This window comes from Ruegeria sp. BH8 (genome assembly GCF_056538065.1).
The window spans coordinates 334,189-356,684 of record NZ_JBQFSP010000001.1 but is presented as its reverse complement, the minus strand read 5'-3'; the positions used below and the strand labels follow the sequence as shown (position 1 = coordinate 356,684).

Sequence of the window (22,496 nt, the reverse complement as noted above, 5' to 3'; positions counted from 1 at the left end):
AAATGATGACCGAACAATCGACCAAAACGCTTTCTCTTGCCGAGGTTCGGGCGCTGGCGAAATCCGTACTAGCTTCTGCTGGTGTAGCCGCACAGGGCAGCGATATTCTGGCCGACATTGTTACCCGGTCCGAGCGGGACGGACCGCGCAGCCACGGATTGCGTATGCTACCGGTCTATGTCCAAAGCTTCACCTCGGGCTATGCAAACGGCAATGCGAAACCCAAGATAGAAAAGGCTGCCCCGGGCGTTCTGCGCGGTGATGCCGATAACGGATATTATCAGGTCGCCGCAGCAGAAGCCCGCGACACGTTGATCGAAATGGCGCAGGAATACGGCATTGCCGCGTTCACCTGCGCAAATTGCCACCATCTGGGCGCGTTGCGGTTTGACACCGAACCGCTGGCCGAGGCTGGTCTGGTAGCTTTCGCCGTGATCAACTCATTGTCCATGGTGGTGCCGCAAGGCGGGGTGCGCCCGGTTTTTGGCACCAACCCGATGTCTTTTGCCTGCCCGCGCGAGGACGGTGCGCCGATAGTCTGGGATCAGGCGTCTTCAATGGTTGCTTTGATGGATATCCGCATGGCCGCAGCCGAGGGGCACGACCTGCCCCGCCCCTCCGGGCTGGATCCTGACGGCCAACCCAGTACGGACCCGAACGCCATCCTGGAAACCCGCAGCCTGTTACCTTTTGGCGAGCACAAGGGCGCCGCAATCGCTTTCATGGTTGAGGTGTTGGGTGCCGCCCTGGCTGGTGGAACCCTTTCCGTGGACAATCAAGAACGCGAGACGTTCGGAGCCCTTAACATCAAAGGCGGTGCGACACTGATAGCGATTGATCCGACGCGGTTCGGCAACGCGGACTTCAATCAATATATCGCGCGCATTTGCGCAGAAATTGTCGGCAATGGGAACGCCCGTGTTCCGGGTGATGGGCGTCTGGCCAAACGGGCGGCAGCCGAGGCTGACGGTGTTGTGGTGAGCACCGAGGTTCTGGCCGCGTTAAACGCGTCCTGAAATACCCGCGCTTAGCTGACTGGCTAGAGAGCCTTCCTGCGACACGGGCGGCTTCAAGCGCCAATCCAGATTTGCCCAGGCGGTAATCTTGCCGAACCATGCACCGATGCAACAATCCATTCTCCCCCCGGAGCCTCTTTCCATTGCGGTCTAAGACGTCGCACTTATCAACCGCCGCCCGAAACAAACAGCCTGGAGAAGAAGTCAAACAGGTCAGCGTGACACTCTAATGGCAGGATATGCGCCACATATTGGTCCGGCCTGACGACGACCATACAGCCCTTTATCCGGTCAATTCCGCGCATTTCGTAGATGTCTTCGCGCCTCTTGTGATCAACACAAAAAACCTTTTCGAAGTCGCGCAGGCGGTACCTGCCCTTCTCGGGTTTCAAAAGAGACGGCATATCTTCATAATTCAGCGATTTGAAATCCTGCGGGAAGATGGCCCGAAGGTCTATCAAACCGTCGATGTCTTCGTATGGGCGCGCAAACCGTCGCAGAGGAGAGTTCGGATCGCTATGCAAAGCCTCGCAAAGGTGATGGATCGATCCGCCTTGCGTACCTGCGTCTCCCTGTCCAGCGAAGGCATAGAGCCTCCAACGCGCATCCGCTTCGGCCACATGTCCCAATTGCATAGGCATGGCATCCGCAAGCCGGACAACTGGTGCGGAATGAAATCGCTTGCCTATAACCAGCCCACGCGCCAGATGCTGGTGAACCGGTTCGGCGACCAAGTCCGAAGGCCCATAGTGAACCGAAAGCCCGCCAGTGAATTCCAGATTTTCAATAAACTGGTTTTGAAATCGGGGCATGTCGGTGCCGTCAAGCTCTGACTCGCCCGGTGGCGCACTCATGATCCGGGCCCATCTATGGTCGGTTTCGACCAGTCTTTTGGCCTCTTGCAAACGCTCGGCCGAGTAGCTGTGAAGAAGGTCAGGCTTTGACCTTCCCGTCAGCACATGCACCAGTTTCCAGCCCAGGTTGAAAGTATCGCCCATCGACACGTTCATCCCCTGACCTGCCTTGGGACTATGCGTGTGGCAGGCGTCGCCCGCCGTGAACACGCGCGGGGTGCGTGTTGCAATTTCATGCTGCGGGACATCGTCGAACTTGTCGGTCAACCTATGCCCAATCTCGTAGACCGACCACCAAACGACTTCTTTTACGTCGATGGAAAAAGGACGCATGATCCGGTTCGCGGCAGCGATGATATGGTCAGCCGTCAGATTGCGGTTGGCGACCCGCTCATCCGGGTTCAGCTTGTCAAGCTCGACATACATTCGGAACAAGTATCCGCCCTCGCGCGGAAGGATCAGAACGTTTCCTTCCGAAGCCGATTGAACAAGGCATTTCCGCCGCAAATCGGGAAAATCGGAATTCGCCAATATGTCCATAACGCCCCACGCCTGGTGTGCTGCGTCGCCTTGCAGCTTACCCCCGATAGCCCTGCGCACTTTGCTGCGTGCACCGTCACAGCCTACGACATAGTTCGCACGTACTGTAAGCCGTTCAACCACGTCGCCATTTTCGCCCAGGCGTTCAAGCTCTGCCCTGACAGGGTGATCCGTGGAACCGGTATCAATCGTCAAATCGCTGACACGAAGCCCGTAATGGGGTTGCAGCCGCGTTGGAGCGTTTCTCATCACGTCCAGAAACAGCTCATGAATCCGGGCCTGATTCATCAAGGTATGTGGCATCTCGGATTGATCGTCGGCCACGTCCTGCACCGTGCCCGCCCGGCGGATGTGGTCCGGGTATGCGGGATTGGGCGTCCAGAATGCCGTTTGGTTGACCCAATACGCTTCGCGCTTCACTCTCTCAGCGAAACCAAACGCCTGAAACATCTCCATCGAACGGACGTTGACACCGTCCGCCTGGCCTTTCTCCATCGGACCCGGCTTTTGATCCACGATCATTGTCGAAACTTCGGCGAACCCGGCCAGTTGCGCCGCAAGGCAAAGCCCGGCCGGTCCACAACCCGCGATCAGAACATCAACCTTTTCGGGGAGGGTTGTGGGGTGGTTGTGGTGACCGAACGCAGCCGGTTTGATATCCGGATCACCCGGACGAAATCCATCAACGTAATATTGCATTGTCCCCTCCTCCGCAGGTTCACGCAAGTTTAATAACTATACTTACTAATTCCTGTCAACAAAGATATGTACACTCACTAATTGCCGCGGTAGTTCTGAAAAAGTGACGGCGTAAAGTGATTTCGGAGGTTTTGAATGAGTATTTACGGAATGGCGGGTCACCTCATCCGCAGGCTCAATCAGATTTCAACCCACGTGTTCTCGGTCCGGATGCAGGAGGCCGGGATCGACCTTACATCCGTTCAGTACGCAGCACTTGAAACAATTCGCGCCGAACCCGGCATTGATCAGGCGACAGTCGCAGCGAAAATCGCCTATGACCGCGCAACAATCGGCGGGGTTATCGACCGGCTGGAGCAGAAAAACTACGTCAAACGCTCGGTCAGTCAACGTGACAGACGCGCGCGAGAGGTCACCTTATCCGAAAAAGGAAAAGACATCCTAGCGGCAGCTGCGCCAGTCGTAATTGACCTGCAAAATGAGATCCTCGAAGGGCTAACTCCGAATGAACGCGAAACTTTCCTGAAGCTCGCAGGCAAGGCAGTTGAAGCTGTCACCGACGATAACACACGGTCTTGAATTCCACCGCGGGCGCTGGTCCAATTGAAACAGGGAAAGCAAATCCACCGTTTTCGCGCTTTAGTTACCGAAAACAGAAACTAAAATCTAAGAAATCTCAATTTACCTTTGAGCCAACCGAGGGCAATGTAATCCTGAGAGGATAACTTGGCGTCCGCGCATAACCTGTCTGTTGCGTAGCGTTTCGACGAAAAGGTTCACATGTGTGAGCATTCTGTTTTCCGAAAAGGACCTGAAACCAAACACTAAGAAAGTGGATCAAAATCGTTATAAAACATAACTAATATGAGCAATCATGAACAGGGGATGATACTCATAGGTCATCTAGGGAGGAGACCATGACCAACTTGCGCAGAACCATACTCAAATCTGCAGTGGCGGCGATTGCTTTTGGCGCCATGTCAACCACTGCCATTGCGGCCGAAGTGACACTGCGGATGCACCAGTTCCTGCCAGCACAAGCCAACGTACCCAAGAACGTTCTGGATGTCTGGGCCGACAAGGTCGAAGCGGACTCGGATGGCCGGATCGAAATTCAAAGGTTTCCGTCCATGCAGCTTGGGGGTAAACCCCCCGAACTGATCGACCAGGCCATTGATGGTGTGGCCGACATTGTCTGGACGGTGTCCGGATATACACCGGGCCGCTTTCCCCGGACCGAAGTGTTCGAACTGCCGTTCACCATGACGAATGCAGAAGCCGTCTCACGCGCCTATTGGGATCTGGCCGAAGAAACTATGATGGACGATGACTTCAAGCAATTCAAAGTTCTCGGGCTCTGGGTGCACGGGCCCGGTCTGATCCATTCAAAGGAGCCGATCGAAAGCATCGAAGATCTGAACGGTGTAAAGCTGCGCGCACCGACACGCGTAACGAACGGCCTTTTCAGCTCGCTTGGGGCGACCCCGGTTGGCATGCCTGTTCCCGCGGTACCTGAAGCGCTGTCTAAAGGCGTGATCGACGCAACTGTGATTCCCTGGGAAGTGACCGGCGCCCTGAAGGTCAACGAACTGGTCGGAAACCACACGACCTTTGGCGATGACACGCTATATACCACCACCTTCATCTTCGCGATGAACAAGGACCGCTGGGATGCATTGCCGGATGATCTGAAGGCCGTCATCGACGCCAACTCGGGCGCTGAATTCTCGGCCTTCGCAGGCAAGCAGATGCAGGCCGATGATGACGGGCCACACAAGCAGGCGATGGAACGCGGCAACAACATCATCACCCTGAGCCCGGAACAGGTTGCGGAATGGAAGGCAGCATCACAGCCGACCACTGACGCCTGGATCGCCGAGATGGATGAAAAAGGTCTGGACGGAACCGGCTTGCGCGCCCGCGCGCTCGAACTGATTTCGCAATACTCCGGCAACTGATCCGGTCGCTCTTCCGGCGCTATTTCCCGCTGGGAGAGCAATCCCTTTGGAGTTGATCATGCAGAAACTGGTTGAGCGCATCGCGCGCTTCATGGCCGTTCTCGGCGGTGTGGTTCTGACTGCGCTGGTCCTGCTGACCTGTGTCAGCGTGCTGGGGCGCGGCTTGAACACGCTGGGTCACTCGGACATTCTGACGTCACTGTCGGAAGCAGCGGCAAATGCGCTGATTGCATCGGGCGTCGGGCCGGTGAATGGCGATTTTGAACTGGTCGAAGCCGGCGTTGCATTCGCCATATTCTCGTTCCTGCCGATCTGCCAGCTCTACGGCTCTCACGCCACGGTCGATGTATTCACAAACGCCCTTCCGGCTAAGGTGAACAAGGTGATCATCACGTTCTGGGAAATCGTCCTGTCGCTTGTCATCCTTTTGATTACATGGCGCCTGTTTGTCGGCATGCAAAACAAGCTGGACTATGGTGAAACGACCTTTCTGCTGCAATTTCCTGTTTGGTGGGCCTATGGGCTAAGCTTTGTTGCCGCCCTTGTCGCATCACTTGTTGCTGTCTATTGCGCCGTCGCGCAGGTCATCGAGCTTGTCACCGGGCGTCATATCCTGCCCTATCGCGGGGAGGCCGCACATTGACCATGCTCGAACTGGGCTACGTGTCCTTTCCCGTACTTCTTATAATGATTTTCCTGCGCGCACCGATTGGCCTTGCCATGTTGCTGTGCGGGATTGGCGGGCTGTATTTTGCCATGGGTGGCACCAGCATGTTCATGGCCAAGCTTAAAACCGAAACCTACTCTACCTTCTCCAGCTATTCGCTGACGATCATTCCGATGTTCCTGCTGATGGGGCAGTTCGCGACATTGTCGGGCATGTCTTCGGCCTTGTTCAAAGCGGCTGAAAGCTGGTTGGGCCACCGCAAAGGAGGCGTCGCCATGGCGGCAGTTGGCGCTTGTGCCGGATTTGGCGCAATATGCGGGTCCTCCCTGGCCACCGCCGCGACGATGAGCCGTGTCGCGCTGCCCGAACTGCGCCGCTACGGCTATTCCGGCGGGTTTTCGACCGCAACGCTTGCTGCTGGCGGCACATTGGGCATTCTGATCCCGCCTTCGGTGATCCTTGTGATCTATGCGATCCTGACGGAACAGAATATCGCCAAGCTGTTTCTCGCGGCCTTTGTCCCCGGCATTCTGGCAGCGCTCGGCTATATCATCACGATTTCGATCTATGTGCGCATGTATCCTGACGCCGCCGGCACCCGCGAAGCGATCCCATATCCTGAACGCGTACGGGCACTGCTGGATGTCTGGCCTGTCCTGCTGGTTTTTGGCCTTGTTGTTGGTGGCATCTATCTTGGCTGGTTCACCCCAACCGAAGGCGCAGCCGTGGGGGCGGCGGGAACCGGGTTGATCGCTCTGATCTCGGGCAATCTGAACTGGCAGGTCTTCGTCGAAAGCATCATTGCCACGGCCTCAAGCACGGCGATGATCTTCTTCATCGTGTTGGGCGCAGGGCTGTATAACAGTTTCCTAGCGCTCACTCAGGTACCGCAGGAACTGTCTGGCTGGGTCGTTGGACTTGGGCTCAGCCCGTGGATGGTGTTGTGCCTGATCCTGGTGTTCTATCTGATCTTCGGGTGTCTGATGGACAGCCTGTCAATGATCCTGCTGACAATCCCGATCTTCTTTCCGGTCATCAGCGCACTGGATTTCGGCATGAGCCCCGAACATGTGGCCATCTGGTTCGGTATTCTGGTTCTGATCGTTGTCGAGGTCGGGCTGATCACCCCTCCGGTCGGAATGAATCTGTTCATTATCAACGCTATGGATCGTTCAACCCCGATGACCCAAACTTACAAGGCAGTGATGTGGTTTGTCACCTCTGACATCATTCGGGTCATGATCCTAGTGCTGTTTCCAGCCATTACCCTGTTCCTGATCCCCTAGCTTAGACACCAACAGCGGTCCGGAGCAGGCCCATCCGAAAATAGGTATGAGATACAACAATGATTGAGCATAATAAATTGGAGAGAGCACCATGCAGCTAAGTGGATGTATCGCCCTGGTCACCGGCGGTGGAAGCGGACTGGGCGCTGCAACGGCAAGGCATTTCGCCGCCAGCGGAGCAAAGGTTGCCGTTTTGGATTTCAATGCTGACGGTGCGAAGGCAGTCGCTGACGAAATTGGTGGCCTTGCCCTGCAAGCCGATGTCAGTGACGAGGCCTCCGTCAGTGCCGCGTTTGAGACGGCAGTATCCCATTTCGGGTCGGCGCCCAGAATCGCCATCAGTTGTGCAGGCGTCGGCATGGCGGCCAGGATCGTTGGGCGCGAAGGCAAGCTGTCATTCGACGTGTTCGAGAAAACTCTGCGCGTGAACCTTTTTGGCACCTACAACGTGATGAGCCACGCGGCGAGACACATGGCCGGTCTCGACCCGTTGGCTGACGGTGAACGCGGTGTGATCATCAACACGGCGTCGGTTGCGTGGCAGGACGGTCAATTGGGTCAAGCCGCTTATGCCGCGTCCAAAGGGGCAATCGCTTCGATGTGCCTGCCTGCCGCGCGGGAACTCGCACAGTCGGGTATTCGGGTGATGGCCATCGCACCCGGCCTGTTCCACACGCCAATGATGGAAGGCTTGCCGGAAGAGGTCACTGCCAAGATCACTGCGAACATTCCTTTCCCTGCCCGCCTTGGCGAAGCGCGCGAGTTCGCAATGCTCGCCGAACAGATCGTTGAAAACCCGTTTTTGAATGGCACCACTATTCGACTTGACGGCGCCGTTCGTCTGCCGCCCCGGTAAGGAGTTCCCCATGGACAGCCAAATCCTGAACATTGAGGTCAACGGATCCATCGCGACCCTGACCATGAACCGCCCAGACAAGCGAAACGCGATGTGCGAGGAACTGTTGGGCGCGCTGGATGATTTCTTTTCTGCACCACCCAAAAATGTGCGTGTGGTGATCCTGACCGGAACTGAAGGGCACTATTGTTCCGGGTTGGACCTGTCCGAGCATGTTCATCGTACAGCCGAGGAAAACCTGCATCATTCCCGTCACTGGCACAGCGTCATGGACAAGATCCAGTTTGGTGGGCTTGCGGTTGTCTCGGCCATGTTTGGTGCCGTGATCGGCGGCGGGCTGGAGCTTGCAGCGGCAACACATGTTCGCATCGCTGAACCTTCGACGATCTTTCAGCTTCCCGAAGGCCGCCGCGGAATATTTGTCGGCGGCGGTGCGACCGCGCGGGTCGGTCGCCTGCTGGGGGCCGATCGGATGACCGAGATGATGCTGACCGGCCGCAAATTTGGTGCCGATGAAGGGGTATCGCTGGGGCTGGCACATTATAGCGTTGGTGAAGGCGAGGCTTTGGCGCTGGCCCAAACGCTGGCAGGTAAGATTTCCCGAAACGCGCCACTGTCAAACTATCTGATGATTCAGGCGGTCGCACGGATCAATGAAATGTCGCAAAACGACGGGCTGTTTACTGAATCTCTGGCTGCGGCCCTGTCGCAAACAACACCCGATGCGCAGGAGGGGCTGCGGGCCTTTCTTGAAAAGCGCGCCCCGAACTTCAGGTGAACACATGAAAAGGAAACATGAACACACGCCAGAAGACGGCGCGCCAAACACGATTAGCGATGCTACGCTGCGGGGGTTTGTCGGGTATCGCATGAAACGGGCCTTCAATGTGGTGCAGGAAGATCTGACAACAACTCTGCGCCCCTTTGATCTGCGAATGCTGACGTATACGGCACTGGTTCTCATCGTCGATAACCCCGGATTGCGGCAGTCCCAACTGGCTGATGCAATGGATATCGAGCGCCCGAACCTTGTCGTTATCATTGATGAACTGGAGCGCAGGGAACTGATCGTCCGCGACCGGGTACCCACCGACCGGCGCGCCTATGCCCTCAGGACGACATTGGCGGGAAGGCAATTATATGAAAAGGCCGTCGCCGCGGTTACCGCCCACGAAGGCAAGCTGCTGGCCGGTTTGGATGACGCAACCATCACCACCGTTTTCGATGCCCTCAGGACGATCGAAAAAGCGAGGGAAAGGGGCTGATCATGCAACGCACATCGGAATACCTGGTGCATTCTGTTTCGCGCGAAGATCGGGCCGACGGCTCCATCCTGCTAAAATCGAACCACACTCTTGGTCCTGTCGTCGACAAAACCGGTGTCTGGCTGCACGCCTGGGCCTCGGACGCGCCTGACCGCACGTTCATTGCTGAACGCAGCGGCGCGGGATGGCGCAAGGAAAGCTATGCGACCACGCTTGAAAAGGTGCGAGCCATCGCAAGCTCGCTATTGGGGCGTGGGATGGGGCCTGACACACCGATCCTGATCATGAGCGGTAACGGTGTCGATCACGGTCTGCTAAGCCTTGCTGCTCAGTATATCGGCATACCAACAGCCCCCGTGGCTGAGCAGTACGCGTTGATCCATGGCGCGCACGGCCGCCTGCGCCATGCCATCGAACTGGTGCGCCCGAAGATGGCCTATGTCGTCGATGGGGATCAATACCGAGAGGCGCTGGAACTGGATGCGCTTCAAGGGGTCGAAATCGTAGCCAGCCGACAAGGCAGGAACAGTCAGGTCACAGCGTTCGACGAACTTCTCAAAGGGGATGTCAGTGTCGATCTTGCGGCCGCCTATGAACTGGTTGGCCCCGATTCCGTCGCCAAGATCCTGATGACCAGCGGTTCAACCTCGGCCCCGAAGGGGGTCATCACGACCCAACGCATGATGTGTGTGAACCAGACCATGCTGGCCGACGCGTTGCCATTTCTGCGCACGCGTCCGCCCCGTGTGGTCGATTGGCTGCCATGGAACCACGTCTTTGGCGGATCACATAATTTCAACATGATGCTCGCCAACGGCGGAAGCTTCTACATCGACGACGGCAAACCGGTAGCTGGTCTGTTTGAGCGGACGCTGGAAAACCTGTCCATGGTCACCGGCACGCTCAGCTTCAATGTTCCCGTAGGTTACGGCATGCTGCTGGGCGCATTGCAGCGGGATGGCGAATTGCGTCAGCGGTTCTTCGAAGAACTTGATCTGATCTTTTATGCGGGCGCTTCACTGCCACAGGACATCTGGTCTGGATTTGAACAGATGGTGCTGGATGTCAAAGGTGAGATACCGCTGATGACCTCATCCTGGGGACTGACCGAGACAGCGCCCGCCACAATGATGCAGTCCGAGCCCATTGATCGTTCCGGGGTTGTTGGCGTTTCGATGAACGGCGTGACACTCAAGCTGATACCGGATGAAGACATGCGGTGCGAAATGCGCATCAAAGGGCCAAACGTGATGCCCGGGTATTTCAACGAACCCGAAAAGACGGCCAGTGTTTTCGATGAAGAAGGGTTTTTCATTACCGGCGACGCCATGCGGTTCATCGACCCGCAGGACGTAAACAAAGGTATGAAATTCGATGGCCGGATTTCTGAAGATTTCAAGTTGCTGACCGGTACATGGGTGCGTGCCGCGCAATTGCGGATGGACTTGTTGACCTGTCTTGCGCCTCTTGCTTCAGATCTGGTCATTACAGGTGCCGACCGAAATGAGATCGGCGTCCTGGTCTTTCCCGATGTCGCCGAGTTGAAGCGGGAAGGATTTGACCTGAGCGACGACAGTGGCGCCTACCGCTGCGCACTGTTGCAAGGCGAAATCCACCGCCGCCTGACAGAGCGCGCACGCGAGTTATCGGGCAGTTCCACACGGATCGGGCGCGCCATTGTCCTTAGCGAGCCCGCCTCGATGCCCGAGGGCGAAATGACCGCCAAGGGGAACCTCAATTTCCGCAAAATACTGACACGGCGGCAAAATTTACTTGTGCGTCTTTATGACGACGCCGACCCGGCAATCGTAAAGATCTGAGAAAGGAACGAACAGATGGTCGATATCTCCAAGGTTCGCGCAATCGACATTCACACCCACGCTGAAGAACCCTGCGGGTGCCACTCGGATGATGGCTATGACGACCTGCAGGCAACCATGGCCAACTACTTTGGCGCTCCGTGGAGCCACCCGCCTACGGTTCCCGAAACTGCACAGCACTATCGTGAGCAAAACATAGCCGCGGTGATCTTCCCGGTCGATGCCGAGCGGGAGACCGGCTATCGGCGCTACAAGAACGAAGAAGTTGCCGCTTTGGCGGCGGAAAATGACGATGTGCTCATCCCGTTTGCGTCAATCGATCCGCACAAGGGCAAGATGGGCGCACGCGAGGCGCGCCGCCTGATCCGCGAATTTGGTATCAAAGGGTTCAAGTTTCATCCGACGATGCAGGGGTTCTACCCCAATGACCGTATGGCTTATGACCTTTACGAGGCAATCGCCGAGGAAGGCTGCATCGCCCTGTTTCACACGGGCCAGACCGGTGTCGGTTCGGGCATGCGCGGCGGTAACGGAATGCGGCTTAAATACTCGAACCCGATGTTCATGGATGACGTCGCCGTCGATTTTCCGGATATGAAGATTATCCTCGCCCACCCGTCATTTCCCTGGCAGGAAGAGGCTCTGTCCGTGGCGCAGCACAAGCCCAACGTCTATATCGACCTGTCCGGTTGGTCACCAAAGTACTTCCCCGAGATCCTGGTGAAATACTGCAACTCGATCCTCAGGAAAAAGGTTCTGTTTGGGTCCGACTGGCCAATGATCACTCCTGAACGCTGGCTGTCGGATTTCGAGAAGATCAATATCAAGGACGAACTGCGCCCGGACATCATCAAAGGCAATGCCGCGCGCCTGCTGGGACTGACCCCGTGATGCTGCCCCCTGCCCCATCGCGTCCCTACCCAGTCACTTTGAGATTCGACAGTGCCAAACCGCCAGAACCGGGCCGTGTCGTGACCGCCGAACTTACCAGCTGTCGGGTGATATGATCATGAAGCCATTCGAAGCCCCGCTTACGGACATCTTATTCACGTTGAACCACGTAGCCCGGGCTACCGAGCTTCCAGACTGGGACGCTGACCTGGCTGGTGAGATCGGCGAACATTTTGCCGCCTTCGCACAAGGTGAAATTGCCCCGCTGGACGAGCCGGGAGACAGGCAGGGATGCACGCTGGAAAACGGTCGCGTATCCATGCCGGCTGGCTTTGCCCAAGTTTATGCCACGTATTCGGAACAGGGCTGGCCCTCTCTCACCGTGCCTGAGGAATATGGCGGTCAAGGGCTTGGAGCCTTGATGCTGGCCATCACGTCCGAGGTTTTTTCGGGCGCAAACCACAGCCTTCAGATGGTTACGGGGTTGGTTCCGGGCGCGGTGCGTACCTTGTTGCGCTTTGGCACAGAGGATCAGCAATACCGGTACATTCCGTCTCTGGCCTCGGGTGAAACTCTGGCCACCATGTGCCTGACCGAACCCGGGGCCGGATCTGACCTTTCACGCGTGCGCTGCCGGGCGGAACCTGCCGAGGATGGCTGGAAGGTCACGGGCGGAAAAATCTTTATCTCTGGCGGTGACCAGGACATGAGCGATCACATCCTGCATCTTGTGCTTGCGCGCACGTCCGATGACGGCGTCAGAGGTTTATCGCTGTTTCTATGCCCCAGCTCCTGCACAGACGGCAGCCGCAACCAAGCTACCGTAACGCGCATCGAGGAAAAGATGGGCCTGCATGCCTCGCCCACGTGCCAGCTGGCATTTGATGGTGCCAAAGCCGAATTGATTGGGGCCGAGGGTGAAGGTCTGATGGCCATGTTCACCATGATGAACCACGCCCGGCTTGATGTCGCCCTACAGGGCGTCGCGCACGCCGCGCGGGCTTATGACATTGCCAGTACTTATGCCAGTGAAAGGGTACAGGGACGCAATCCCGACGGTCAACCGGCAACACTGGATCAACATGCCGACATCCGCCGCATGCTGGATCAAATCGATTGGCTGGCGGTCAGTAGCCGCAGTCTTGCACATCTTGCATTTGTCACCATGGAACGGGGCACATCGCCTGACCTGGTCGATTTTCTGACCCCGGTCGCCAAGGTCTATTGCTCCGACGCCGGTATCAAGGCCGCCGAATTGGGTATGCAGGTTCTGGGCGGCTATGGCTATTTGCGCGAATACCGGCTGGAGCAGACCTATCGTGACGCCCGAATTACCTCGATTTACGAAGGGGCCAACGGCATACACGCGCGTATGCTGGCAACACGTCTGGCCGCAGGGCCTGCGGGCGACGCCTTTGCCGAATTTGTTTCACAAGAAGCCGAGCATTGGACATGCAATGCGATTTCGGACGCACTGGACACTTGGCAATCCGCTCGCAGAAAGCTGAAACATGGTGACAGCGCGGCGATGGCGCATGGGTTCATGCAAACGACGATTGATACCGCTCTGATCTGCTTGCGGGCGCGGCTGCGCAACGCCGCGAGCCTCCACCCATCTCCGGAACGGATCAAACGCATTTGCGGTTGAGGCTTGATCCACACGCACGGATTATCGACAACCAATACCCATCGCCAGTCGGACAGAAAGGCAGGCAACATGACAGATCCAAAAGTGCTGATCGCGGGCGGTGGTATTGCCGGGTTGTCGCTGGCGCTGACACTGCATCAGATTGGCATCGACTGCACCGTCTTTGAAAGCGTTCGGCACCCGCGCCCGCTGGGTGTTGGGATAAACCTGCAACCCAACGCAGTGCGTGAGTTGTACGATCTGGGTTTCACGGCTCGGGACTTGGACGGGTTCGGCGTCCCAGCGCGGGAATGGGCGCTTGTTGGTTTGAATGGGCATGAGATTTATTCGGAACCGCGCGGAACTTTTGCCGGTTACAACTGGCCGCAATACGCGGTGCATCGCGGCGCGTTTCACATGGCGCTTTACAAGCGGTTTGTCGAACGCGCAGGCCCGGATGCCGTACGCCTTGGCGCTCGGGCCACTGGGTACCAGATCAATGCGGACGGGACGGTTACAGTGCGGCTGCAAACTGACGAGGGGGCTAACCGCGAAACCGGTGCCATTCTGATCGGTGCCGACGGTATCCATTCAGCCATCCGCGCCCAAATGCATCCAAGCCAACCTCCGATCCATTGGGGAGGTGCCGTCATGTGGCGCGGCACAACACTGGCAAAGCCTGTGCGCACGGGTTCCTCCTTTGTCGGACTGGGTACGCATAAGAAACGAATGGTGATCTACCCGATCTCGCACCCCGACCCCGAAACCGGCTTGGCGCTGATAAACTGGATTGCCGAAGTCACCCACGATGACCCGGCCGCGCATGCGGCAACCGGATGGTTCCGGCAGGTTGAGGCCAAGGATTTTGCGCACCATTTTGACGGATGGACCTATGACTGGCTGGATGTTCCAGCTCTGATCCGCGGTGCGGGTGTGACATACGAAAACCCGATGATCGACCGCGATCCGGTTGAAACGTGGGTTGACGGGCCGGTTGCCTTGATCGGAGACGCCGCCCATCCGATGTACCCCACCGGTTCGAATGGGGCCAGCCAGGCGATCATGGACGCCCGCGTTTTGGGGGCCAGCTTGCTCAAGCATGGCGTGGGTTCAACCGCGCTGGTGGCTTATGATGACACGCTGTGCGGTCCGGTGTCAGACCTTGTCCTTCGCAATCGGGGTGCCGGGCCTTTTGGCCTGTTGAATTTGGTCAACGACCGCTGTGCCGGTGTGTTCGACGATATTGAAACGGTCATTCCCTTGGCTGAAAGGGCCAGTTTCATGGCCAAATACAAAGCTGCCGCCGGTTTCGCGCGTGACGCCCTGAACAGTGCACCGCCAACGATTGCGCCCGGCTCGCAACTTGTGCGGCAGGTGTAATGTATGAGCCGTCGGAAATAGAACACCTGCGCCCATGACAACAGCGTTTCGCCGGGCCTGTGTATCGCTCGCAAAATCACGCGCTGCCGTGAACGATTTTGCGGGACCACAGCTTGCCCCTCTGAATTTTCGTTTGTGGCGAAACGACCAACAGCTAAACGGAAAGAATGCACCGGATCAGACCTGTCTGAACGCCAGACATGGTTTGATCGAAGAAAATTAATTTCATTGCACCGCCTTCTCATGTTCAATTGCACGCAAGGCGGCATGACCAACGAAAGGATTGATAATGCAGGATCATGGATATGCGTCAGGACGACTGAACCTACCTTTCGTTGGAATATCGACCTTTGGAAAATCTCCGTATGTCGAGGATTGGGACAAAATTGATGCGGATGTTTGTGTCCTAGGTGCCCCCTTTGATTTCGGCACCCAATGGCGCGCCGGGGCAAGATTCGGCCCTCGGGCCGTGCGCGAGGCTTCGACCCTGTTCAGTTTTGGACATGCCGGTGCTTATGACCACGAAGACGATGCTACCTATCTGGACAGTTCCGTGCGCATCGTGGATTTGGGGGATGCAGATATCGTCCACACAAAGACCGAGGTCAGCCACGAAAACATCGCCTATGGTGTTCGCAAAATTCTGTTCGCCGGGGCGCTGCCGCTTGTGATCGGCGGCGATCACTCTGTCAATATTCCCTGCATTTCCGCGTTTGAATATGATTGTGCACAAAATGGCCCGATCCACGTGGTTCAAATCGATGCGCATCTGGATTTCGTGGACGAGCGTCACGGTGTCACCAATGGCCACGGCAACCCCATGCGACGGGCGATCGAGAAAGACTATGTCTCGGGGATGACCCAGTTGGGCATTCGGAACGTCTCGTCAACCGCCAAGGAAGGATACGAGGACGCACGCGCACGTGGATCAGACATCCTGTCCGTGCGTCAGGTGAGAAAGCTGGGAACCGGGGGCGTTCTTGAACGCATTCCTGAAGGTGCTCGGTACTATGTGACAATAGATATCGACGCCTTTTGCCCCTCTATCGCGGCGGGGACCGGGACACCCAGCCATGGCGGATTTCTGTATTATGACGTACTGGAAATCCTTCAAGGCCTCGCTAAACGCGGCAATGTCGTCGGCATCGACCTTGTCGAAGTGGCACCAGCCTATGACCCCAGCGAAAGCACGCAGATTCTGGCTGCGCAGCTATTGTTGAATTTCCTGGGTTTCATCTTTCACGAACGCGCCGGTCGCGAAAAATGAAGGGGGAACGTATATTCCCCTTTCTTTGTATCAGGCACCGATGATGTTGTGGCCGGGCCCATATGGGAAGCCGGTAATGTTTTCGGCCCCATCTTCGCCAACCACCAGAATATCATGCTCGCGGTAGCCCCCTGCACCGGGTTGCCCTTCGGGGATCCACAGCATGGGCTCGATTGAAACGACCATGCCAGGTTCCAGCACGGTGTCGATATCCTCGCGCAGTTCCAGACCGGCCTCGCGCCCGTAATAGTGGCTGAGAATGCCGAACGAGTGGCCATACCCGAACGAGCGGTATTGCAGCAGCCCCTCATCGGCAAAGAAACGGTTGATCTCGGCGGTGATGCCTGAACAGGTCGCACCGGGTTTGATCAGGCTCAGGCCCAGTTCATGGGCCGCCACATTGGCCTTCCAAAGGCGCAGGTTGTCAGCGTCCGGCTCGCCCAGAAACAGGGTACGTTCCAGCGCGGTGTAATAGCCTGAGATCATCGGGAAAGTGTTCAGCGACAGGATATCGCCTTTTTGCAGAGCGCGTTTTGTAACCGGGTTATGTGCGCCATCGGTGTTCAGCCCGGACTGGAACCAAACCCAGGTGTCGCGATATTCGGCGTCTGGATAAGCGCGCGCGATTTCCTCTTCCATTGCGTCACGGCCCGCCATGGCAATCTCGATCTCAGTTGCGCCTTCACGGATGGCGGCATGGATCGCCGCCCCGCCAACATCCGCGGTGCGAGCCCCACCCTTGATCAATTCAATCTCTTCAGCGGATTTGACCATGCGCGCGGTCATTGTATCCGGCGCGATGTCAACCAGCTCGGGGGTACCCAGCATCCGCAGGGCGGTGTCGCGGGCGGCCAGCGTCATGTGGTCGCCTTCAATGCCGATCCGCTTGGCGTTGCCGATCAGACTTGCAACCGCACGCCAATAGTTGTCGCGCTTCCAGTCAGTATAAATCACGTTGTCTTCGACTGACCGGCGCCACGGTTGCCCGGCGTCGATGTTGGCCGAAACGGTGGTGCAGGCCTCTTGGGTGACCACGCAGCCATACGGACGGCCAAAGGAACAATACAGAAAGCCCGAGTAGTAGGCGATATTTTGCATTGATGTCAGCAGAACCGCAGGAATATCACGTGCGGCCATAATGCTGCGAAGCCTGCTGAGACGGCGATCATACTCACCCTTGCTGAACGGCAAAGGCGCTTTGTCACCATTGTGACAGGTAAAGAATTCGGGGCGTTTTGTTGTGTCGGTCATCACTTGGTCTCTCATCTTTGCCGGGCGACAAATCCCGGCCACATGTCCCGGCGTTCAGGACAGGCGGTCTCGGGGTCCGAGAGCCGATCATCCCCTTAAACGCCGCGACGCCATCGCAGCGGAGATGAACACGAGAATCGTTAGATCAGACAGAATGCTCCGTCAAGCGGGTGAAAGCCCCCGCAAACGTTCGGACCGACGACGCAGCAACTCAACCGTGGTCAGTAACGCAATCGACAGAACCACAAGGATCGTCGCAACCGCCAGAATGGTCGGGCTAATCTGTTCCCGCAGGCCCGTGAACATCTGCCACGGCAGAGTCTTCTGACTGGCCGAGCCCACGAACAGAACCACCACAACTTCGTCGAACGAGGTGATGAAGGCGAACAGACCACCCGAAATCACACCCGGCAGGATCAGCGGCATCTGGATCTTGAAGAAGGTCCGCACCGGCCCTGCCCCCATGTTGGCAGCCGCACGCGTCAGTGAACGATCAAAGCTCACAAGCGTGGCGGTCACAGTGATGATCACGAACGGGATACCCAGTACGGCGTGCGCCAGGATGACTTTCAGATAGCCCACAAAGTTCTTGTTCATGCCCAGGGTCCCTTCAAGGAACCGACCGATATCGCTGTAGAAAAAGAACATGCCAGTGGCCGAGATGATCAGCGGAACGATCATCGGCGAAATCAGGATTCCCATGATAGCACGGCGGCCGGGGACGTGGCTCTGGCTGAGGCCAATGGCCGCCAAGGTGCCAAGCGAGACCGAGATGATTGTGGCAATCGGGGCAATGATCAGCGAGTTCTTGAAGCTGCGTTGCCATTCATTGTTGGTAAAGAAATCGCGGTAGTGCTTCAGCGAATACCCTTCAGGGTCAAGCCGCAACATCTCGGGCGTGAAGGTAAAAAAGTCCTGTGCGTTGAACGACAGCGGCAAGACCACAAGGATCGGTGTGATCAGGAAGACAAAGATTGCACCGCAGATCACCCGGAACAGGTAGTGGTAAAACACCTGCTGCGCGGTCAGGTACGGCAACAGCTTGCGCCGGTATCGCCCTTCGTACAACCAATAAGTAAACCAGGCGAAGAACCAGCCCCCCAGCAGGCCAAGTACTCCCCCCATTGGGCCGGACATCAAAAAGCCCGCGATGCCAAAGCCGAGGATATTGATCCAGCGGGCCATCTGCTCATTCTTTAGAATGTTGATGTAAGTCCATGCCAGTCCGGCAATCACGATGGCACCGCCCACGATCCCTAGCAGGACCGAGCCGTTTCCGGCGCCGACAAAGATACCAGCGAACGCTCCGGCCAATGCAACGCTGGGCAGAACCATCGACATAGGTTTACGGGATATCGGAGTAAGTGCGGCCATGTCGATTATCCCAGCTTCACGTTATCAATGCCCACGATCTTGTCGTAGACCCAGTAGAGCAGCAGAACGACCGCCAGAAGTATCGTTCCCAGCGCCGCCGCCAGTCCCCAGTTCAGTGAGGACGAGATGTGATAGGCGATCCGGTTCGAGATGAAGACACCTTTGGTACCGCCCACGATTTCAGGCGTGATGTAGTAGCCAATCGCCAAAATGAACACGAGGATTGAACCCGCGCCGATACCCGGAATGGATTGAGGGAAGTAGATGCGCCAGAACGTCGTCCAGTTGGTCGCACCCATGGATTTCGCGGCACGCGTGTAGGATTCCGGAATGGTCTGCATCACCGAATACATGGGCAGGATCATGAATGGCAGCAGGATATGCGTCATTGCGGTGATCGTACCGATCTGGTTATTGATGATCACCAGTCGCGCATCGTCAGCCACTAACCCCAGCCAGACCAGCGTTTCGTTGATCACGCCTTGCTGTTGCAGCATCACCTTCCACGCCGACGTCCGCACCAACAGTGACGTCCAGAACGGCAGAAGCACAAGGATCATCAGCAGATTTGAGACACGCATCGGCAACGTCGCCAGCAAATAGCTGACCGGATAAGCCAGCAGGATACAGGCACCCGTTATTACCAGAGACATAAACAGCGTTCGACCGAACAGCTTAACAAGGATTTGCTTGTCTTCGGGTTGTGCCTGCGCGCCGTCGGGGGTTCTGCGCATATCTACCGCGTTCAGAAAATACCCGTTGGTGATCTTCGGCGAATGGGTTTTGATCACGCGCCACGTTTGTGTATCGCCCCATCCGTCGTGAATATCTATTAGTTGCTCTTTAAACGGACCATCCGTTTCAGGATCCAGTTTCTTGATCTGACGACCTGACTTGCGGAACATCGAAGACATACCGGTTTCTTCGTAGTTCAAACGCGAACCAAGCCGTGTGTGCTCTTTATTGTCAATCGCAACAATCATGTCCCGCACAAAGGCATCATACACGCCCTCGCCCGGCAATTCTCCAGACTGTTCATCCCAGTTTTGAAGCGCCTCGACGGTAAGAGGCAGAGTGTCAGAGACGATGTTGTTTTCTACTGAACGGAATAGCATCGCAGCTATTGGAACAATAAAGGAAAACAGAACGAACAGAAGCAAAGGAGCGATCAACAGCAAGGCACGCAGCTTTTGCCGCCGCAACGAGCGTGCCAGCGATAGCTTGAGCGGTGTTCCATCCGCTGCCAGCATGGGTCCGGCATTTTGGCTTGCGTCAGTCATTGGAGCCCCTTGGATCTGTCTTGGTTCAGGGGCGGCGCACCGCCCCCGACTGTGTCATGAAATCAGACGCTCATTGCGCCAGCCACGCCTGGAATTTGGCGTCGATGTCATCACGGTAATCCGCCCAGAACTCGTAGTTATACAAGAACGTGTTCTTGGCGTTTTCCGGATCGGTCGGCATATGCGGGGCCATGTCGATCCCCAGATCGGCGTGCTGACCAACCAGCGGAGCCGACGAGGCGCGGGCCGGACCGTACGAGATGTACTTGGCCTGATCCGCCAGACGCTGAGTGTCGGTTGCGAACATGATATAGTCCAGCGCGCGCTGCTTGCGCTCATCACTCAGACCGGCAGGAATGATCCAGCCATCCAGATCGAACACCTGCGCGTCCCACAGCATTGCAACCGGCTGTTTCTGCTCTTCAATCACGCTGAACAGACGGCCGTTATAGGTCGAACCCATGATGACTTCGCCGTCAGCCAGCAGTTGTGGCGTGTCCGCACCGGCAGACCACCAGACAACGCTGTCTTTGATGGTGCCCAGCTTGGCCAAGGCCTGATCCTGACCTTCCGAAGTCGCCAGAACGTCATAGACATCATCCTTGGCGACACCATCACACAACAGCGCCCATTCCATGTTGTTGATCGGACGCTTCTCCAGCGAACGTTTGCCCGGATAGGTTTCCAGATCGAACACTGCACAGATGTCGGTCGGCGGGGTGTCACCGACCAGATCAGTGCGGTAGCCGAATGTGGTCGAATAGACGATCTGCGGGATAAAGCAGTCGCTGACCAGCAGGTCGCCGAAATCCTCAGAGGCGGGCGTGCCATCCGGAGCTGCGGCCAACTGGCTGTCGAAATCGATCTCGAGGGCCAGACCTTCGTCGCAAAGACGGATCGCGTCAGCGGCCACAACATCTACCACATCCCATGTGATGTTGCCCGCTTCGTTCATTGCGCGCAGTTTGGCAACGGCTTCGGCCGAGCTGTCATCGTTCAGAATGGTGATGCCGGTCTTTTCCGAATAGGGCTCGTGATACGCCTTCAACTGCGACTTTGAATAGGCACCGCCCCAGGAAACGATGGTCATCTCCTCGGCTGAAACAGTGCCCGCAGCCGTCGCAATCGCAGCCGCAGTGAGCATGATCTTGGTTGGTTTCATGTGTTACTCCCAGTTCATCCCGTTTTATGTGGTGGTCAGCCGATGCACGGGTTTTCACCGGCCGGTCCCTCAGCTTAACCGCGCTTGTCCCGCGCGGTTTGGTCTATGCGTCGAGCGCACGACAATCCTGTGCCAGCCAGCCGATCTCGATCTCTTGACCTGGGGTCAGGCGTACGGCGTCAGGCGCATTTCGAGTTTTGGCGATGAATTCGTTGTTTCCGGCAACGGACATGCGGAACCGGAATACGTCGCCCATGTAAATGAACTCTTCGACCCTTGCTTTCAAAGTATGCGCGTCAGCATGCAGTCGGTCTTTGTTGAATTCCACACGTTCAGGGCGGATCGAAACTTTTGTCCGGTCGCCTGCGCTGTGGACGTTGATCGGAACCGCGTCGATTTCCGAGCCATCATCCAGACGTACGACGCAAGTGTCGCCGTCAATTGATTTAACAACACCTTCCAACGTGTTGTTTTCACCAATGAATTGCGCGACAAAACTGTTTTCCGGCTCTTCGTAAAGCTGATCAGGCGGCGCCAGCTGTTGAATGCGGCCGTCATCAAATACAGCCACCCGATCTGACATGGTCAGCGCTTCGGTCTGGTCGTGGGTCACGTAGACTGTTGTGATCCCAAGCTCATGGGCCAGACGCGTGATTTCGAACTGCATATGTTCACGCAGCTGCTTGTCCAATGCCCCCAATGGCTCGTCCATCAAGACCAGTTCGGGTTCGAATACCAAGGCACGAGCCAGAGCAATCCGCTGTTGTTGCCCGCCCGACAGCTGAGCAGGACGTCGGCCACCAAAGGCGCCCATCTGAACCATATCCAGTGCGCGCTTGACCTTTTCATCCCTCTCCGACTTGCCCAGTTTACGGACTTCCAGTGGAAACGACAGGTTTTCGGCCACCGTCATATGCGGGAACAAAGCGTAGTTCTGAAAAACCATGCCAATACCGCGCTTGTGCGGCGGGATATTGTTGATGGGCTTGCCGCCCAGGAGGATTTCACCATGCGTGGCGGTTTCAAATCCGGCGAGCATCATAAGGCAAGTCGTCTTGCCCGAGCCTGACGGCCCAAGCATTGTTAGAAACTCACCTTTGGGCATTGCAAGGTTTAGGTCTTTTACGACGAGGTTCTCGCCGTCATAAGACTTCTGTACGCGTTGGAATTCGACAAACGCGGCGTCGTTCATTGTATCGGCCACAAGACCCCCTGTTACGTCAAATGATTATCCGTCTTCTGCGGATTTCATTGATCTGTAGCCGTTAGTTAAGACCAAGCGATGTTCACATTGCAACAGTGA

General features: G+C 56.8%; 19 protein-coding genes. 13 read left to right on the top strand and 6 right to left on the bottom strand.

Annotation, left to right across the window (positions count from 1 at the left end; translation table 11 throughout):
- Positions 1 to 2 precede the first annotated feature (2 nt).
- The gene (locus ACR0AD_RS01755) at positions 3 to 1,016 is read left to right on the top strand and encodes an Ldh family oxidoreductase (RefSeq protein WP_480638802.1); all 1,014 of its coding nucleotides are present in this window, start codon (positions 3 to 5) and stop codon (positions 1,014 to 1,016) included.
- A 167-nt stretch (positions 1,017 to 1,183) separates the two neighbouring features.
- On the opposite strand, the gene ACR0AD_RS01750 is transcribed toward ACR0AD_RS01755, so the two are convergent.
- Complete coding sequence (locus tag ACR0AD_RS01750) at positions 1,184 to 3,109, bottom strand: FAD-dependent monooxygenase (RefSeq protein ID WP_480486111.1); 1,926 nt, start codon at positions 3,107 to 3,109, stop codon at positions 1,184 to 1,186.
- 135 nt (positions 3,110 to 3,244) lie between these two features.
- On the opposite strand from ACR0AD_RS01750, the gene ACR0AD_RS01745 reads away from it, so the two are divergent.
- The 12 genes from ACR0AD_RS01745 to speB all read left to right on the top strand — a co-directional run bounded on the left by ACR0AD_RS01745 (position 3,245) and on the right by speB (position 16,126).
- A complete protein-coding gene (locus tag ACR0AD_RS01745; protein WP_480486113.1) occupies positions 3,245 to 3,688 on the top strand; it encodes a MarR family winged helix-turn-helix transcriptional regulator in 444 nt (147 codons plus the stop codon).
- Between the two features lie 338 nt (positions 3,689 to 4,026).
- The gene (locus tag ACR0AD_RS01740; protein ID WP_480476338.1) at positions 4,027 to 5,067 is read left to right on the top strand and encodes a TRAP transporter substrate-binding protein; all 1,041 of its coding nucleotides are present in this window, start codon (positions 4,027 to 4,029) and stop codon (positions 5,065 to 5,067) included.
- Between the two features lie 58 nt (positions 5,068 to 5,125).
- Positions 5,126 to 5,710: a TRAP transporter small permease gene (locus tag ACR0AD_RS01735; RefSeq protein WP_480486114.1), complete on the top strand. Its 585-nt coding sequence runs from the start codon at positions 5,126 to 5,128 to the stop codon at positions 5,708 to 5,710.
- Positions 5,707 to 7,020, top strand: coding sequence for a TRAP transporter large permease (locus ACR0AD_RS01730; protein ID WP_209504353.1), 1,314 nt, complete (start codon positions 5,707 to 5,709; stop codon positions 7,018 to 7,020). The genes ACR0AD_RS01735 and ACR0AD_RS01730 overlap by 4 nt, the downstream gene beginning before the upstream one ends.
- Before the next feature lie 91 nt (positions 7,021 to 7,111).
- Positions 7,112 to 7,876 carry an SDR family NAD(P)-dependent oxidoreductase gene (locus tag ACR0AD_RS01725; RefSeq protein WP_480486116.1) on the top strand — a complete coding sequence of 255 codons (765 nt, stop codon included), beginning with the start codon at positions 7,112 to 7,114 and terminating at the stop codon, positions 7,874 to 7,876.
- Between the two features lie 10 nt (positions 7,877 to 7,886).
- A complete protein-coding gene (locus ACR0AD_RS01720) occupies positions 7,887 to 8,654 on the top strand; it encodes a crotonase/enoyl-CoA hydratase family protein (RefSeq protein WP_480486118.1) in 768 nt (255 codons plus the stop codon).
- A gap of 4 nt (positions 8,655 to 8,658) precedes the next feature.
- Positions 8,659 to 9,141 carry a MarR family winged helix-turn-helix transcriptional regulator gene (locus tag ACR0AD_RS01715; protein WP_480486120.1) on the top strand — a complete coding sequence of 161 codons (483 nt, stop codon included), beginning with the start codon at positions 8,659 to 8,661 and terminating at the stop codon, positions 9,139 to 9,141.
- Positions 9,142 to 9,143: 2 nt separating this feature from the next.
- Positions 9,144 to 10,961 (top strand): feruloyl-CoA synthase, encoded by a 1,818-nt coding sequence (locus tag ACR0AD_RS01710; protein ID WP_480486121.1) that lies wholly within the window; start codon positions 9,144 to 9,146, stop codon positions 10,959 to 10,961.
- A gap of 15 nt (positions 10,962 to 10,976) precedes the next feature.
- Complete coding sequence (locus ACR0AD_RS01705; protein WP_480486123.1) at positions 10,977 to 11,852, top strand: amidohydrolase family protein; 876 nt, start codon at positions 10,977 to 10,979, stop codon at positions 11,850 to 11,852.
- A gap of 118 nt (positions 11,853 to 11,970) precedes the next feature.
- Positions 11,971 to 13,500, top strand: a complete 1,530-nt coding sequence (locus ACR0AD_RS01700) for an acyl-CoA dehydrogenase family protein (RefSeq protein WP_480486125.1) — start codon at positions 11,971 to 11,973, stop codon at positions 13,498 to 13,500.
- 69 nt (positions 13,501 to 13,569) lie between these two features.
- Positions 13,570 to 14,859, top strand: a complete 1,290-nt coding sequence (locus ACR0AD_RS01695) for a flavin-dependent oxidoreductase (protein WP_480486127.1) — start codon at positions 13,570 to 13,572, stop codon at positions 14,857 to 14,859.
- A 289-nt stretch (positions 14,860 to 15,148) separates the two neighbouring features.
- On the top strand, positions 15,149 to 16,126 hold the full coding sequence (gene speB / locus ACR0AD_RS01690; protein ID WP_480486129.1) for an agmatinase: 978 nt from the start codon (positions 15,149 to 15,151) through the stop codon (positions 16,124 to 16,126).
- 30 nt (positions 16,127 to 16,156) lie between these two features.
- Here the strand turns inward: speB and ACR0AD_RS01685 are convergent, their stop codons facing one another.
- The 5 genes from ACR0AD_RS01685 to ACR0AD_RS01665 all read right to left on the bottom strand — a co-directional run bounded on the left by ACR0AD_RS01685 (position 16,157) and on the right by ACR0AD_RS01665 (position 22,397).
- The gene (locus tag ACR0AD_RS01685) at positions 16,157 to 17,377 is read right to left on the bottom strand and encodes an aminopeptidase P family protein (protein WP_480486131.1); all 1,221 of its coding nucleotides are present in this window, start codon (positions 17,375 to 17,377) and stop codon (positions 16,157 to 16,159) included.
- Positions 17,378 to 17,539: 162 nt separating this feature from the next.
- On the bottom strand, positions 17,540 to 18,751 hold the full coding sequence (locus ACR0AD_RS01680) for an ABC transporter permease (protein ID WP_480486133.1): 1,212 nt from the start codon (positions 18,749 to 18,751) through the stop codon (positions 17,540 to 17,542).
- 5 nt (positions 18,752 to 18,756) lie between these two features.
- Positions 18,757 to 20,031 (bottom strand): ABC transporter permease, encoded by a 1,275-nt coding sequence (locus ACR0AD_RS01675; protein WP_209504364.1) that lies wholly within the window; start codon positions 20,029 to 20,031, stop codon positions 18,757 to 18,759.
- A gap of 70 nt (positions 20,032 to 20,101) precedes the next feature.
- Positions 20,102 to 21,193, bottom strand: coding sequence for an extracellular solute-binding protein (locus ACR0AD_RS01670; protein WP_480481704.1), 1,092 nt, complete (start codon positions 21,191 to 21,193; stop codon positions 20,102 to 20,104).
- Between the two features lie 103 nt (positions 21,194 to 21,296).
- Positions 21,297 to 22,397 carry an ABC transporter ATP-binding protein gene (locus ACR0AD_RS01665; protein ID WP_480486135.1) on the bottom strand — a complete coding sequence of 367 codons (1,101 nt, stop codon included), beginning with the start codon at positions 22,395 to 22,397 and terminating at the stop codon, positions 21,297 to 21,299.
- Positions 22,398 to 22,496 lie beyond the last annotated feature (99 nt).